The sequence below is a fragment of the Nonomuraea sp. SYSU D8015 genome, assembly GCF_008065375.1.
Lineage (GTDB): Bacteria > Actinomycetota > Actinomycetes > Streptosporangiales > Streptosporangiaceae > Nonomuraea.
Genome location: NZ_VJYI01000005.1, coordinates 233798 through 248515, shown reverse-complemented (window position 1 = coordinate 248515; position 14718 = coordinate 233798). Strand labels below are relative to the sequence as shown.

General features: G+C 68.7%; 12 protein-coding genes. 3 read left to right on the top strand and 9 right to left on the bottom strand.

All coding sequences use genetic code 11. The features are described 5' to 3' along the window. Positions 1-70: 70 nt before the first annotated feature. Positions 71-838, top strand: a complete 768-nt coding sequence (locus ID574_RS23560) for an SDR family NAD(P)-dependent oxidoreductase (RefSeq protein ID WP_188191118.1) — start codon at positions 71-73, stop codon at positions 836-838. Then, entirely contained in the window at positions 835-1581 is a 747-nt protein-coding gene (locus tag ID574_RS23555; RefSeq protein WP_188191117.1) for a glycoside hydrolase family 16 protein, read from the top strand. Before ID574_RS23560 ends, ID574_RS23555 begins: the two co-directional genes overlap by 4 nt. Here the strand turns inward: ID574_RS23555 and ID574_RS23550 are convergent. The 8 genes from ID574_RS23550 to ID574_RS23515 all read right to left on the bottom strand — a co-directional run bounded on the left by ID574_RS23550 (position 1518) and on the right by ID574_RS23515 (position 12853). Beyond that, entirely contained in the window at positions 1518-2003 is a 486-nt protein-coding gene (locus ID574_RS23550; RefSeq protein ID WP_188191116.1) for a DoxX family protein, read from the bottom strand. The two genes, ID574_RS23555 and ID574_RS23550, sit on opposite strands and share 64 nt — an antisense overlap. Positions 2004-2108: 105 nt before the next feature. Continuing rightward, positions 2109-4988, bottom strand: a complete 2880-nt coding sequence (locus ID574_RS23545) for a glycoside hydrolase family 3 protein (RefSeq protein WP_188191115.1) — start codon at positions 4986-4988, stop codon at positions 2109-2111. A gap of 13 nt (positions 4989-5001) precedes the next feature. Continuing rightward, complete coding sequence (locus ID574_RS23540) at positions 5002-5823, bottom strand: carbohydrate ABC transporter permease (RefSeq protein WP_188191114.1); 822 nt, start codon at positions 5821-5823, stop codon at positions 5002-5004. Next, the gene (locus ID574_RS23535) at positions 5820-6683 is read right to left on the bottom strand and encodes a carbohydrate ABC transporter permease (protein ID WP_188191113.1); all 864 of its coding nucleotides are present in this window, start codon (positions 6681-6683) and stop codon (positions 5820-5822) included. Before ID574_RS23535 ends, ID574_RS23540 begins: the two co-directional genes overlap by 4 nt. Then, positions 6684-7988, bottom strand: coding sequence for an ABC transporter substrate-binding protein (locus ID574_RS23530; RefSeq protein WP_188191112.1), 1305 nt, complete (start codon positions 7986-7988; stop codon positions 6684-6686). 17 nt (positions 7989-8005) lie between these two features. Continuing rightward, positions 8006-10291 carry a TIM-barrel domain-containing protein gene (locus ID574_RS23525; protein WP_188191111.1) on the bottom strand — a complete coding sequence of 762 codons (2286 nt, stop codon included), beginning with the start codon at positions 10289-10291 and terminating at the stop codon, positions 8006-8008. A 280-nt stretch (positions 10292-10571) separates the two neighbouring features. Beyond that, positions 10572-11876, bottom strand: a complete 1305-nt coding sequence (locus ID574_RS23520; protein ID WP_188191110.1) for a M20/M25/M40 family metallo-hydrolase — start codon at positions 11874-11876, stop codon at positions 10572-10574. Then, positions 11873-12853 (bottom strand): Lrp/AsnC family transcriptional regulator, encoded by a 981-nt coding sequence (locus tag ID574_RS23515; protein WP_188191109.1) that lies wholly within the window; start codon positions 12851-12853, stop codon positions 11873-11875. Before ID574_RS23515 ends, ID574_RS23520 begins: the two co-directional genes overlap by 4 nt. Before the next feature lie 109 nt (positions 12854-12962). Here ID574_RS23515 and ID574_RS23510 point away from each other — a divergent pair, with 109 nt between their 5' ends. Beyond that, positions 12963-14267 (top strand): MFS transporter, encoded by a 1305-nt coding sequence (locus ID574_RS23510; protein ID WP_223166994.1) that lies wholly within the window; start codon positions 12963-12965, stop codon positions 14265-14267. Here ID574_RS23510 and ID574_RS23505 read toward each other — a convergent pair. Beyond that, the gene (locus ID574_RS23505) at positions 14264-14716 is read right to left on the bottom strand and encodes a gamma-glutamylcyclotransferase family protein (RefSeq protein WP_188191108.1); all 453 of its coding nucleotides are present in this window, start codon (positions 14714-14716) and stop codon (positions 14264-14266) included. The two genes, ID574_RS23510 and ID574_RS23505, sit on opposite strands and share 4 nt — an antisense overlap. Between the last annotated feature and the right edge of the window lie 2 nt (positions 14717-14718).

Here is a 14718-nt window from a genome sequence, read left to right as displayed (position 1 = left end):
ATAAGAAGGCTCACACAGGCCCGCACAAGCGGTCAATAGTTTGGACGTACAACGAATTAAGGGGTGGAGGATGGAGTTTCCCGAGTTCCGGGTCGACGGGAAGGTCGCTCTGGTCACGGGGGCGGCACGCGGCCTCGGGCAGGCGATCTCGCTGGCTCTGGCGAACGCCGGGGCCGAGGTCGCGCTCGGCCTGCGGGACGTCGGCGACGACGGCGGCCTGGCCGGCGAGATCACCGGGATGGGCCGGACGGCACTGCCGCTGCAGATGGACATGACCGTCCCCGGGCAGATCACACAGGCGGTGCAGCACGCGCTGGACCATTTCGGCAGGATCGACATCCTGGTCAACAACGCCGGCATCGCCCCGGGCAACCCGGCCGAGGACGTCACCGAGGAAGACTTCGACCGCACGCTGGCGGTCAACCTCAAGGGCACGTTCCTGGCCAGCCAGGCGGTGGGCCGGGCGATGATCCGGCGGAAGCACGGCCGCATCGTGAACATCGGGTCCCAGGCCGGCGAGGTCGCCCTGCCCGGCGAGTCCGTCTACTGCACGACCAAGGCGGCGATCGCCCATCTCACCCGGTGCCTGGCGGTCGAGTGGGGGCCGCACGGCATCACGGTCAACAACGTCGCGCCGACGTTCATCCGCACGCCGGGCACGACCGCGGCGCTGTCCGACCCGGCGTTCGAGGCGGACGTGATCGAGCGGATCGCCGCGCTCCACCGCATCGGCGAGCCCATGGACGTGGCCGGCGCCGTGCTGTTCCTCGTCTCCCCCGCCGCCTCCCTGGTCACGGGCCACACGCTGGTCGTCGACGGAGGGTGGACCGTCCGATGACATTCGAGGACACCTTCGCGGGCGACCGCCTCGACGAGACGAAGTGGGTGCCGTACTACCTGCCGCAGTGGACGACCCGCGAGGCCGCCGCGGCACGCTACCGGCTCGGGGACGGCCACCTGACGCTGCTGATCGAGGAGGACCAGCCGCCCTGGTGCCCGGAGCTGGAGGGCGGGCTGCGGGTGTCGTCGCTGCAGACGGGCCTCTTCTCGGGGCCGGTCGGCAGCCGGATCGGGCAGCACGGGCGCGGCGGCGCGGTGGTCAGGGAGGAGCAGCCCACCCTCCGGCTCTGCACCCCGCAGTACGGCCGGATCGAGATGCGCGCGAAGGCGATCGACGACCCGAACTGCATGGTCGCGCTCTGGCTGATCGGCTTCGAGGACGAGCCGGAGCGCTCCGCCGAGATCTGCGTCGCGGAGATCTTCGGCCGCGACGTCGGCCCCGATGAGGCGAAGGTCGGCATGGGCCTGCACCCGTTCGGCGACCCGTCCATCACCGACGACTTCACGGTGGAGACCCTGCCCATCGACGCCCGCGAGTTCCACGTGTACGCCGCCGACTGGACACCCGGCCACGTCTCGTTCTTCGTGGACGGCCGTCACGTGAGGACGGTGAACCAGTCGCCGCCGTATCCGATGCAGCTGATGCTCAACATCTACGAGTTCCGGCCCGGCGGCGCCTACCCCAAGGAGTTCACCGTGGACTTCGTCCGCGTGGCCGCCCACAGCGCCACCGCGATGTAGAGCACCTGCTCGGGGACCCGCTGCCACAACGGCGACGCGGGCTCGCCCGCGAACGCGATGTCGGCGAGCGCGGCGTACACGTTGGCCGGGAGCAGCACCACGAAGAGCAGCGCCAGGCAGATCCCGGCGGCCCTGCGGGTCCCTTCGAGCACCAGCCCCACGGCCCCGGCCAGCTCCAGCACGCCGGTCAGGTAGACCATGAAGGCGGGCAACGGCACGAACGGCGGCACCATGGCCACCAGGTCGGCGTGATTGGGCATGAAGGTCACACTCGCCGGGACGAAATGCGCGCTGGCCGTCATGACCAGCATGACGGCCAGCCCGTGGGCGGCGCTGACCCGCCAGGTGGCGAACCGGCCCACGCCCAGCACGCCCAGCAGCCGGAACACCAGCGTGGCGACCAGCAGAACGATCACAGTCATCAAGAACCCCCCTTGGATAGCATCACTATCTTAGTGTTAGACACTATAGCTATCCAAGGGGGTTTCGTGGCGGCCACGACCATGCTCATGGCCGCCACGAAACGCTCATCGGACGAGCGCGAAGTCCTTGATCCGCAGATCGCCCTTGAACACGAGGTACACGGCGCCCGTGCCCGGCTTGACCGAGGCGCTCGCCGTTCCGTACTGGTAGATCCCGCCGGTGGCGGGCACCTGGACGGTGCCGAGCAGCGTGCCCGTCGGCGAGCCGCTGCGCACCTCGAACGAGCCGCCGTTCACCGAGGCCACCGAGGCCGTGAGGCGCGAGCCCCAGGAGGCCTTGGTGAAGGAGATCCAGTCACCCGCCGAGCCCTCGACGACCTCGCCGGCGGCCTTGGTCTCGTCCGCGAAGAAGACGCCCGAGTAGTCGTCGAAGTCCATCGCCCTGGTGGTCTTGGCCAGGTCGCGGACCGGGACGGTCTCGCCGGAGACGCGCAGCGTGGTGGTCTGGCGGATCCGGTCGGAGGAGGAGCCGACGAGCACGTCATGGGTGGCGTTCTCGACGATCCACTTGCCCCGGGTGTAGTCCCAGACGGCCAGGTCCGACTTCTTCAGGGTGAAGGTGACCGTACGGGTCTCACCCGGGTTCAGCGTGACCCGCTGGAAGCCGCGCAGCTGCTTGACCGGCTGCTTGAAGCGGGACTGCTGCTGGTGGGTGTAGAGCTGGACCACCTCGTCGCCCTTCACCCTGCCGGTGTTGGTGACCTTCACGCTCACCTTGTCGCCCTGCACCCGCAGGCCCTGGTAGCCGAACGTGGTGTAGCTCAGCCCGTGGCCGAACGAGTAGAGCGGCTTGCTCTTCCCGTACAGGTACGTCATCCCGGTCTTGGCCAGGTCGTAGTCCAGGATGCTCGGCAGGTTGTCGGTGGCCGGCCAGGTCTGGGTGAGCCGGCCGCCCGGGTTGACGTCGCCGAAGATCACGTCGGCGACGGCGTGACCGGTCTCGGCGCCCGCGTGCGTGGTCCACAGCAGGTTCGGCGCGTCCACGATCACCGGGTAGCTGGTCTCCAGGACCACGACGGTCTTCGGGTTGGCCTTGCTCACGGCCTCGATGAGCCGCTTCTGCCCGTCGCCGAGCTGCAGGTTGTCGCGGTCGTGGAACTCGCGCCCGGCCACGAACGGGTGGCTGCCCACCACCACGACCGCGACCTCCGCCTTGGCGGCCTGCGCGGCGGCCGCGGCGATGCCGTCGGAGACGACCTCCTTGCCGAACTTCGCCGCCTGCGCCTTCGGGGCCAGGGCGAGCGCGCCGTCGGCGGTCACTGTGACGTACGGGTCGGGCAGGCCGTACCAGCCCTCGACGCTCTCCCAGCCGGCGTACCTGACGAGGTAGGTGCCGTCGGACTGGCGCTCCAGCGCGAACTGCTGCTGCACGTACCAGCCGTCGGGCTCGGCGTCGTCGGTGTCGAGCGAGCGCCAGTCGCCGCCGAGCAGCTTGCCGTTGCCGGCGTTGCGCAGCGTGGACACGCCGCCGGTCCAGTCGGTCAGGTCCCACTGCGAGGCCGCCGTCGGCGCGGTGTCAGTGAGCGCGGCGTTGTCGTCCGGGCCCGTGCCGGTGGCGGTGATGTACTTGCCGGAGGCCAGGTGCTTGAGCGCGATCCGCTCCAGCCCCTCGCTGGTGGCGACATCACCGACGCGCTCCTTGACGCCGGCGAGCGGCGTCACCTGGTAGGGCATCTGGCCGGAGTACCAGTCGCGGTAGAGCTTGTCGGACAGCGGGCCGACCACCGCCGCGGACTTGGGCTCGGCCAGCGGCAGCACGCCGGAGTTCTTCAGCAGCACCGCGGCCTTGGCCGCGGTCTCGCGGTTGAGCTTCTGGTGCTCCGCGCTGTTGATCACGTCCTTGGTGATCTTCTTGTACGGCCCGCCGTCAGGATCGAAATGCCCCAGCCGGGTCCGGATCGACAGGGCGTGGCGCACGGCGTTGTCCACGTCGGCCTCGGTGATCCGGCCCTGCTCCAGAGCGGCCTTGAGATTCGTGACCAGCGGCCCGCTGTTGCTGTCGTCGATGGTGAAGCTGTCCTGCCCGCTCTTCAGCACGGCGGCGAACGCCTCGGGCTTGTTGTCGAAGTACCTCTGCAGGTCGGTGAGCGCGTGCGGGCCCCACGCGTCGCTGACGTTGTAGAGCGTCTTGTTTGTCCACGACCTGACCACGGTGTTCAGGTCCGGGTTGACATGCGCGGGCCGCCCGTTGACCAGGTTGTACGAGGCCATGACGCCGGTCGCGGCGTCAGCCGAGATCGCCGCCTTGAAGCCCTGCTCGTAGTACTCACGCTTGAGCTTCGGCGTCAGGTTGGATGAGGAAAGGCTGCGGGTGGTCTCGTTGTTGTAGCCCAGGTAGTGCTTCAGCACGGGCGCGGCCTTCAGGTAGAAGGGGTCGTCGCCCTGCAGGCCCTTGCCGTAGGCCGTCGCCATGGCGCCGGTCAGGAGCGGGTCCTCCGAATAGCCTTCCTCGTTGCGGCCCGCCCGCGGGTCACGCAGCGGGTCCACCACGGGCGCCCATACCTGCAGACCCCACAGGATCGGGTCGACGTCGTTGAAGCCGCGCACCTCGTCGCCGACCACGGAGCCGACCTTCTTGATCAGCTCCGGGTCCCAGGTACTGGCCAGGCCCACGGCCTGCGGGAACACCGTGCCGTTGGCGAACTTCTGCCTCCAGCCGTCGTTGAGGTGGTTGGACCAGGCGACGCCGTGCAGCGCCTCGGTGCCGTTCTTGTGGTAGGCGATGCCGAGGCGGGGGATCGCCGCCTGCGACTGGTGCAGCAGGCTCAGTTTCTCGTCCAGCGTGAGCCGGCCGAGCAGGTCGTTCACGCGCTGCTCAAGCGGCAGACGCGGGTTCTGGAAGGGGTAGTCCTGAGCGGCGTGGGCGGGGGCGGTCACCAGAGAGGCCGCCAGGGCAAGGGTGGCTAACAGCGGGATTTTTCGCATCGGGGGTTCTCCATCACTTGATGGCGCCGACCGTCACTCCTCGGGTCAGCGTGCGCTGGAAGATCAGGAAGAAGGCGATCGCCGGCACGACGCCGAGCAGTGCCGAAGCGCTGGACATGGTGGCGTCCATGAACTTCTCGCCCTGCAGGACGGCGAGTGCGACCGGCACCGTCTGGGTGTCGTTCGAGATCAGGAAGATGAGCGGCAGGAAGAACTCGTTCCAGGTCCAGATGAAGAAGAAGATCAGCAGGACGTTGATGGTGGGTCTGCTGATCGGCACGACGATCCGCCACAGGGACCGCCACCGCCCCGCGCCGTCGATCGACGCGGCCTCGAGGATCTCCTTCGGGAACTGGCCCAGGACCGCGCTCAGCAGGTACGTGCCGAACGCCGCCTGGATCACGGTCATGACGATGATCACGGCCAGCTGGGTGTCGTACAACCCGACGGCCTTGGACAGGTAGTAGAGCGGGTAGGCCAGCGCCTCCTGTGGCAGCGTGTTGGCCACCAGGAACACCACGAGGATCGACAGCCGGCCCTTCACCCTGCCGATGCCCAGCGCGTACGCGTTGAGCACCGACAGCACGACGGCCAGCACCGCCACCGAAGCGCTGATGACGAAGCTGTTCCAGAGCTTGGTGCCGAAGTCGACCCGGTTCCAGAAGTCGATGATCCCCTGGAGGTAGAGCCCGTCCGGCAGGCTGAGCGGGCCCTGCGAGCTGTATTCGGCCGGCGACTTGACCGCGTTGATCGCCACGATCGCGAACGGGAACAGCATCACGACCGCCAGCACGACCAGCGCGAACAGCACCGCCCAGCGTCCCGGCCCCCTCATTGCTCACGCTCCTGGACGCGCAGGAACAGGAACGTCACCACGATGATGATCAGCGCCAGCACCGTGGCGATCGCCGCGCCGTACCCGACGTTGCTCTTCTGGAAGAAGTTCAGGTACGAGAAGTACGACGGGACCATGGTCGCGTTGCCGGGTCCGCCCCGGGTCAGCACGAAGATCGGCCCGAACACCTTCAGCGCGGCGATCGTGCACGTCAGCAGCACCACGAAGATCTCCGGCCGGATCTGCGGGATCGTGATGTGCCAGAACTTGCGCCACCACGAGGCCCCGTCGATCTCGGCCGCCTCGTAATAGGCCGGGTCCACGCGCTGCAACCCCGCCATGAAGATCACCACCGGGTAGCCGAGCTGGAACCAGACCATGACGGCCATGACCGTGGCCAGCGCCAGGTCGGGATCGCCGAGATAGTCCAGGTCCAGCCCGAAGATCTGGTTGACCGCGCCGTACGACGGATGCAGCATCCAGCCCCACACCACGCCGGCCACCGCCACGGGCAGGATCTGGGGCAGGTAGTACATCGCCCGCAGCGCCGAGGCCGTGCGCGGCCCGAACCGCTTGCCGATGTAGTCGAACAACGCGGACGCCAGCACGAGGCCGATCGCGGTCGGCACGATGGCCATGGCCACGATCAGCGCCACGTTGTGCTGGAACGACTGCCAGAACCGCTCGTCCTTGAGCAGACGGGCGTAGTTGTCGAACCCGATCCACCTGGGCGTGCCCACCCCGGACCAGCGGGTGAAGCTGGCGCCCACGTTCATGAGGAACGGGACGACGATGACGCCCAGGAAGAGAATCAGGCTGGGGATCAGGTAGAGCCAGTATCCCCTCGTGCGTACTCTCATTTAGTTGCCAATGTCGGCGAGGTTGTCCTCGTAGGGCTTGGCGATCTCGTCCAGCACCGCGGAGGGCGTCTTGCTGCCGTTGATGAGGTTCTGGACGCCGGCCACGAGGACGTCGTAGTAACCGGGCGCCGGCCAGTCGGGGTAGAAGGCCAGGCCGTCGGCGGCGGTCAGCTTGTTGAAGGACTCGATGAGCTCCTTGCTCTTGGCGTCGGTGATCGCGGTCGGGTCGGCGGCCACGGGCACGCCGCCAGAGTTGCCCAGGAGGTTCTGAATCTCCTTGCTCATCGTGATGTCGATGAAGTCGTAGGCCAGGTCCTTGTTCTTGGAGTTCTCAGGGACGACCCAGAGGTTTCCGCTCGAACCGGGCGACATGGTGGCGCCGGGGAACAGGAAGTGGCCCCACTGGAAGTCCTTGATCGTGGAGGCCACGCGGCCGTACCACCAGCTACCGCTGATCATGATGGGGAACTTGCCGTTCATGAAGGCCACGCCCATGTCCTCGGCCTTGAGCCCGGCCGAGTTCTTGGCGATGTAGCCCTTCTTCACCCAGTCGGCGAAGGTCTCCGCGCCGTAGGTGAACTCGGGGCCGTGGAAGTCGACCTTGCCCTTGTAGGACTGGAAGGCGTCCAGCCACGGCTTCTGCGCCTTGGTGAGCGCGAGTTGGTAGAGGATCTGCTGGGCCGGGTACTCGGCGCCGGCGTTCGCGATGGGGGTCACCCCGGCCTTGACGAACGTGTCCAGCCCGGCGGTGAACTCCTCGAACGTGGTCGGGACCTTGACCTTGTGCTTGTCGAACAGGTCCTTGTTGTAATAGACCATCACGAACTCGCCGTAGTTCGGCACGCCGTACCAGTTGCCGGAGCCCATGACGCCCCGGTCGTCGTATTTGGCGGTCGTCTGCAGGCCGCCCGGCAGCAGCTTGTCCCAGCCGCGCTTGGTGGCCTCCTCGGTGAGGTTCGTCAGCAGACCCTGCTTGGACAGCAGTCCGGCCGTGGCGTTGCCCTTGTTGTACTCCATGATGTCGGGCGCCTCGTCGGAGTTGAGCACCATGCTCGCGGTCTTCTGGATCTGCTCGAAGCCCTTCTCCTCGAACTTGACGGTCACGTTCGGGTGCGACGCCTCGAACTTCTTGATCGCCTCGGCCCACGCCTTGGCCATGGCGCTGTCCTTCGACTCGTAGTGCCAGAGCTTCAGCGTGCGGGGCTGGCCGCTCTGCGCGGGCGACGGGCTCTCCGAGCCGGAGCCGCAGGCTGCTAGGGCGAGCGCGGCGGCGGCCAGCACCGCTGCGCTTCTCAACTTCAGCATCGTCCCTCCAGGGGGTGTTACGAGATGACGGCCCGCGCGGGAGCTCCGGCCACCGGGACGATCTCGACCGCGGTGACGCGCTTCGGGCCGGTGACGGCGACGTGCAGCTCGTCGCCGTCCCTGGTGGCGACGGCGACCGTCACGCCGTCTTCGTCGTGGATTCGGGTAGTTCCGCCGCCGCCCCCGAAGGCGACGAGGGTGATCTCGGCAGGCACGTCGATGGTGTCGCCCGGCGGGGCGACCGGGATGAGCGCGCCGTGCCGGACGAAGAGGGGGATCTGGTCGAGCGGCTTGGCGACCCGGACGTAGCGCGAGCCCTCCAGCACCTCGCCCGTCCAGTAGTCGACCCACGTGCCACGCGGCAGGTACACCTGCCGGACGCCCTCCGGCGCGATCATGGGCGCGACCAGCAGGTCACGGCCGAGCAGGTATTCCAGATCGGCCTGCCAGGCCACCGGGTCGTCGGGGAAGTCCACGCACAGCGCCCGCATGATCGGCGCGCCGGTGCGCGCGGCCTCGACGGCCGCCGAGTAGAGGTACGGCATCAGCCGGTAGCGCAGCTTGAGCGCCTGCACGGCCTGCTCCTCGACGGCGGGGAACTCCCACGGCTCGCGCGTGGTCGTGCCGTGCAGCCGCAGCAGCGGGGACAGGGCGCCGAACTGGGTCCAGCGGACGTACAGGTCGTCGGTCGGCCGGCCGGTGAAGCCGCCCGCGTCGTGGCTCCAGAACGGCACGCCGGACAGGCCGTGCGCGAGCCCACCCCTGATCGTGCTGCCCATGGCGGCGTAGCTGGTGTAGGTGTCGCCGTTCCACTGGGCGCTGTGGCGCTGCCCGCCGAGGTACGACGAGCGCGCCCACACGAGCTCGTGCCCGTTGACCTCGCGGGTGACCGCGGCCACCGCGTCGTTGAACAGCAGCGTGTAGACGTTGTGCAGGTCGGTCCCGCTCATCCCGTTGTACGCGACGGCGTCCGCCGGCACGCCCTCGGCGAAGTCGGTCTTGAACGCGTCCACGCCCTGTCGCAGCAGGCTCTCGAGCAGACCCTTGAACCAGGTGGTCGCGGCCGGGTTGGTGAAGTCGACGATCCCGCAGGCGGGGAACGACCCGTGCCAGCAGTCGGCGACGTAGGTCTCCCCATCCTCCTTCTTCAGGAAATATCCGGCGCGGGATGCTTCCTCAAAGGCCGGGCTGCGATGGGAGATGTAGGGATTCATCCAGAGACAGACCTTGAACCCCATCTCATGCAGCTCGTCCAGCATCTGCTCCGGCTGCGGGAAGTTCGTGGGATCCCACTGCAAATCCGACCAGTGCCCGTCGGTCTGCCAGTAGGTGTCCAGGTGAAGCACGTCGCACGGGATGCCGCGCTCCCTGATCGTCCGCGCCCTGGCCAGCACGCGCTCCTGGCTGTCCACGCAGAAGCCGGACGAGATCCAGGTCCCGAACGCCCACTTGGGCGGCAGCGAGGGGCGGCAGGTCAGCAGGTCGTAACGGTCCAGGATCTCGGACGGCGTCGGCCCCGCGATCACGTAGTAGTCCATCACGTCGTCCGGCACGACGATCTGCACGACGCTGTGCGTGGACTGGCACACGTCGAACTCGGTGGGCGCGCCGCTGTCGACCAGCAGGCCGTAGCCGCGGCTCGACACGTAGAGCGGCACGTTCTTGTAGGCGCGCTGCGACTCGGCGCCGAAGGCGTCGAAGTTCCACATGACCGGGCGCTGGCCGCGCTTGTCGAGCCGGGCGAACGACTCCCCGAACCCGGCGAACACCTCGTCGGGGGCGGCGGCGAAGCTGTCGTGGTAGGCGACGGAGGCGCCGTTCGCGGTCGAGCGGCCGAAGGGGAGCGTGCGCAGCCGGCCGCTGATGTCGGTGTGCCCGCGGTCCTGCTCGGCCAGCGTGTTCCCGGAGGCGTCGGTGAAACGAAGGTGCCACGGCGCGAGGCTGATCTCGGCCCGCAGCGAGCCCGCGTCGATCACGATCGGGCCCTCGGGGGTGACCCCGGCACGGGCCCCTGAATACGTGCCGGCGGTCACCAAGGAGATGGCCCCCTCCGACCGCGGCCTGGCGGCCGCGTCCTCCGACAACCGCACGCGGATCACGCCCTCACCGGCCACGCCCACCTGGACGACCAGCGTCTCCTCCGCCGTGGTGACCGCCTTCAGCATCACCTCGGCGCCGTCGGCCGCGACCAGCTCGGCCGCGGTGAGCGCCGACAGACCACCCTCGCCTCGCGCGCGAACCGGGAGCTCGGGCGGGTCCGCGACGAAGTACTCGTGCGCGACCAATGGGGGGCGATAGGGCATGGAAGCTCCTTACGAACGGCTGCGCCAACTCGTGAATTAGTTTGCTGTCCATACCAACAAACGTCAACGGTCAACGGGTTGACGATTGGTTCGCGAATCCTGTCGACACGCGCCCTGCCGCGCGCTCTCGGAGCTGCGGGGATGTTCCTGCCGGAGGCTGCGACTGCGCTCGGCCCGCGCCCGTCACCTCCGCTCTCGCCGACGTCCAGCCGCCCCGTCGCCTCCGCTCGCGCCGGCGCCCAGCCGCCCTGTGACGTCCGGCTGCGCGCCGGCCGCAGAGTCAGTAGCTCAGCAGCAGCCTGTCCAGCACACGCACGCCGAACTGCAGCGCGTCCACCGGCACCCGCTCGTCCACGCCGTGGAACATCGACGCGAAGTCCATGTCCCCGGGCAGCCGCAGCGGCACGAACCCGAAGCCGCGCACCCCGAGGTCGGCGAAGAAGGTCTTGTTGTCGGTGCCGCCGGACATGCAGTACGGGATCGCCCGCGCCGTCGGGTCCTCGGCCTTCAACGCCGCGATCATCGACTCGACCAGCGCCCCGTCGAACGACGTCTCCAGCGCGATGTCGTGGTGCACGAACTCCCGCCGGACGCGCGGGCCGATCAGCGAGTCGACGGTCTTGAAGAACTCCTCCTCGAACCCCGGCAGGAACCGCCCGTCGACGACGGCGGTGGCCTGCCCCGGGATGACGTTGGACTTGTAGCCGGCCCCGAGCTGGGTGGGGTTGGTCGTGTGCCGCAGCGTCGCGCCCACGAAGCGCACCAGGGGCCCGATCCTGTCGAGGATCGGCTGCGGGTCCGACTCGTCGAAGGGGATGCCGAAGGCGACGGCGACCTCCGTGAGGAACTGCCGCACGGTCGGCGTGTACGTCAGCGGCCACTCGTGATCACCGATCCTGGCCACGGCCTTGGCGATCTCGGTGACGGCGTTGTCGGAGTTGAGCATCGAGCCGTGCCCGGCGGTGCCGTCGGCGATCAGCTTCATCCAGGCCAGGCCCTTCTGGGCCGTCTCGATGAGGTAGAGCCGCAGGGACGGGTCGACCTCCAGCGAGTAGCCGCCGACCTCGCTGATGGCCTCGGTGACGCCCTCGAACAGCTCCGGGTGGTGCGCGGTGAGGTATTTGGCGCCGTACACGCCCCCGGCCTCCTCGTCGGCCACCCAGGCGAACACGAGGTCGCGGCGCGGCCGGCGGCCGTCGCGCTTGAGCTGGCGCAGCACCGCCAGCATCATCGCGTCCATGTCCTTCATGTCCACGGCGCCGCGGCCCCAGATGTAGCCGTCGCGCACCTCGCCGCCGAACGGGTCGACCGACCAGTCGGCGGCGTTGGCCGGCACCACGTCCAGGTGCCCGTGGACGAGCAGGGCGGGCAGGGACGGGTCGGTGCCCTCGACGCGGGTGATCACGTTGCCGCGGCCCGGCTCGCTCTCGACGTACGTCGCCTCGATCCCGACCTCGGCGAGCCTCGCCATGACGACCTCCGCCGCGGCCCGCTCGCCGGGACCGCTGCCGTCCCCGTAGTTGCTGCTGTCGACGCGGATCAGCTCCACGCAGAGGTCGGCGACTTCCTTCTCGGCAGGTGTCATGGCTTTTTCTCCAGTGTGAGCAGTCCGGACTTGTGCAGGTGTCCGCGCTTGTAGGCGCGGGTGATGAGGGTGAGGTCGCTGTCGGTGATCTCGTCGAACGAACCGACGACGCCGGTCATGAAACGGTAGAGGTCGGCCTCGTGAGCCGTCACCACCTGGACGATCAGGGAGTGGGTGCCCGAGGTTGCGGCACAGTAACGCACGTTGGGATGCTCGGCCAGCCGCTGCCCGACCTGATCCAGTCCGTACGGGCGGACCTTCAGCCACAGCATGGCCTCCACCTCCAGGCCGAGCAGCGCGGGCTCCACCTCCGCCCGGGGCAGCAGCAGCCGCCGCTCGATCAGCGAGGTCACCCGGCGGCGCGCGGTCGGCACGGAGACGTCCAGCCGCTCGGCGACGGCCGTGAACGCGATCCGGCCGTCGGCGGCGAGCAACTCGGCGATCTCCTGCTCCAGAGGTGACAGCCCCTCCTCGTCGGGCAGGCACTCAGGGGGCGGCGCCGGCCGCAGTTCGGCGACCTCCTGCTCGGTGAGGTACGGCGCGTGCCACTCCGCGACGGTCCTGAAGGTATGGAGCACGACTTGAGTCTGCGTCTGCAAGACCCCGTCTATCGCGCTGATCTCCGCGGACAGGATGCGGTGCAGCGCCTCCCTGGACGGCGAGACCAGCTCGCAGCCGAGGTCGGCGACGCCGGTCAGCGCGTACACCGAGCGCGTGTCGGGCCGGTCGGCCAGCGCCTTGGCGACCTGGGTGACGGTGCCGGGGCGCACCTGGACGTGCAGGTGCGCGGGACGGCCGTGTCCGGTGCGCAGGTCGTCGTAGATCGTCGTGACCCGCACCACGCCGTCCGCGATCAGCCGTTGCAGGCGGCGGGCGACCGTGCGTTCGTGCTCGCCCACGGCCCGGCCGATCTCGCCCCATGAGGCGCGCGGGCTGACTTGGAGCGCGGCGACCAGGCGCCGGTCGAGAACATCCACCTGCAAGCGCTTCCGTGTCGGGAATGTAAATAGGCGGCCTGATATTTGACTGTTTCGGTCATCCAATAGCACAGTAGGCCATACCGCACCTTGCAGCAAAGGAGCCCCCGTGGCGACCTCCCCCACCGCGCACTCCCCCGTCGGCATCCCCAAGAGCCGCGTCCGCCAGCTCATGGCGGCCAGCATCGGCAACGTGGTCGAGTGGTACGACTGGTATGCCTACACGTTTCTCGCGCCCTTCTTCGCCAAGCAGATCTTCCCCGAGACCAGCGACAACAGCCTGGTGCCGCTGCTGAGCTCGTTCGCGGTCTTCGCGGTCGGCTTCTTCATGCGCCCGCTGGGCGGCCTGCTCGTCGGCGCGTTCGCCGACCGGTACGGCCGCAAGGCCGCGATGACGTTCACGATCGTGCTGATGGGCGCGGGGTCACTGCTGGTCGGGCTGACCCCCACTTACGCGGCGGTCGGCCTACTGGCGCCGATCATCCTCACCCTCGCCAGGCTGACCCAGGGCTTGTCCGTGGGCGGTGAGTTCGCCGCCGCCACCACGTTCCTGGTGGAGTCGGCCCCGCCGGGCCGGCGCGGCCTGTTCTCGAGCTTCCAGTACGTCAGCACCACCATCGGCCAGCTGCTGGCCTCCGGGCTGGCCGCGCTCCTGGCCACCGTCCTGGTCAAGGCCGACATGGAGTCCTACGGCTGGCGCATCCCGTTCATCGTGGGCGCCGTGCTCAGCCTCGTGGGCCTGTGGATCCGCAAGACCGCCGACGAGACCTCGGCCGTGGCAGAGGAGATCAAGCGGGGCGAGGCCAAGCGGCCCAAGATGTTCGAGTTCCTCAAGCACCACCCGAAGTCCGCCCTCACCATCGTCGGCATCACGATCGCCGGCACCGTCGCGTACTACACCTGGACCACCTTCCTGCCCACGTACGCGCAGATCACCGTGAACTTCGACGAGGCGGACTCGCTCCAGATCGGCACGATCTCGCTGGTGTTCTTCATGATCCTGCAGCCGCTGCTGGGCATGCTGTCGGACCGGGTCGGGCGCAGGCCGATGATGATCGCGTTCGGCCTCGGGTTCCTGATCCTGCCGGTGCCGCTGCTCGGGCTGCTCAGCGACGCGTACGGCAGCCTGCTGGTCGTGCAGCTGATCGGCATGATCTTCCTCGGCTGCTTCACCTCGATCTCCGCCGCGGTGAACGCCGAGCTCTTCCCCACGCGGGTGCGGGCGGCCGGGATCGGGTTCCCGTACTCGCTGACCGTGGCGCTCTTCGGCGGCACCGCCCCGCTGATCGGCACCGCGTTCAGGGAGGCGGGAAGCCCCGGGTTGTTCCCGTGGTACGTGTCGGCGCTGGCACTGATCTCCACCCTGGTCTACGTCTTCGTGCTCAAGGAGACCAAGGACCAGCCGCTGAGCTAGCCGCCGTATGAGGTGCAGGGGCGCTCCCGCAGCTCCTTGACGTAGTCGTCGGGGGCGCCCGCCCGCTCGGCCGCCTCGGCCAGGCTGCCGAGGTAGCGGGCCGACGGCAGACCGCCCTCGTAGCCGTCGAGCACGTAGAACCAGGCCAGGACATCGCCGTCGAGGGTCTGCACCCGCAGGCGGACCTTGTGGTAGGCGCCGCGGACCGCGCCCTCCCACTGGTCGAGCGAGGTCTCCTCCCACTCCGGCACGTCGTAGAGCACGACGAACACGTGCTCGTCAGGATCCTCCACGATCGTGGCCAACGCGCCGCCCCAGGCCGGGTCGTAGCCGCCGAACGTCAGGCGCCAGCCGGTCAGCCAGCCGACACCCCGGATCGGGGAGTGCGGGGCGCGCATGGCCATCTGCTCGGGGTCGAGATTGCTGCCGTAGGCGGCGTACACAGGCACAG

Bases quoted from the DNA above. Each gene is read 5' to 3' on its own strand.
- ID574_RS23560 (WP_188191118.1), top strand. From the start codon at position 71: ATGGAGTTTCCCGAGTTCCGGGTCGACGGGAAGGTCGCTCTGGTCACG.
- ID574_RS23555 (WP_188191117.1), top strand. From the start codon at position 835: ATGACATTCGAGGACACCTTCGCGGGCGACCGCCTCGACGAGACGAAG.
- ID574_RS23550 (WP_188191116.1), bottom strand. From the start codon at position 2,003: ATGACTGTGATCGTTCTGCTGGTCGCCACGCTGGTGTTCCGGCTGCTG.
- ID574_RS23545 (WP_188191115.1), bottom strand. From the start codon at position 4,988: ATGCGAAAAATCCCGCTGTTAGCCACCCTTGCCCTGGCGGCCTCTCTG.
- ID574_RS23540 (WP_188191114.1), bottom strand. From the start codon at position 5,823: ATGAGGGGGCCGGGACGCTGGGCGGTGCTGTTCGCGCTGGTCGTGCTG.
- ID574_RS23535 (WP_188191113.1), bottom strand. From the start codon at position 6,683: ATGAGAGTACGCACGAGGGGATACTGGCTCTACCTGATCCCCAGCCTG.
- ID574_RS23530 (WP_188191112.1), bottom strand. From the start codon at position 7,988: ATGCTGAAGTTGAGAAGCGCAGCGGTGCTGGCCGCCGCCGCGCTCGCC.
- ID574_RS23525 (WP_188191111.1), bottom strand. From the start codon at position 10,291: ATGCCCTATCGCCCCCCATTGGTCGCGCACGAGTACTTCGTCGCGGAC.
- ID574_RS23520 (WP_188191110.1), bottom strand. From the start codon at position 11,876: ATGACACCTGCCGAGAAGGAAGTCGCCGACCTCTGCGTGGAGCTGATC.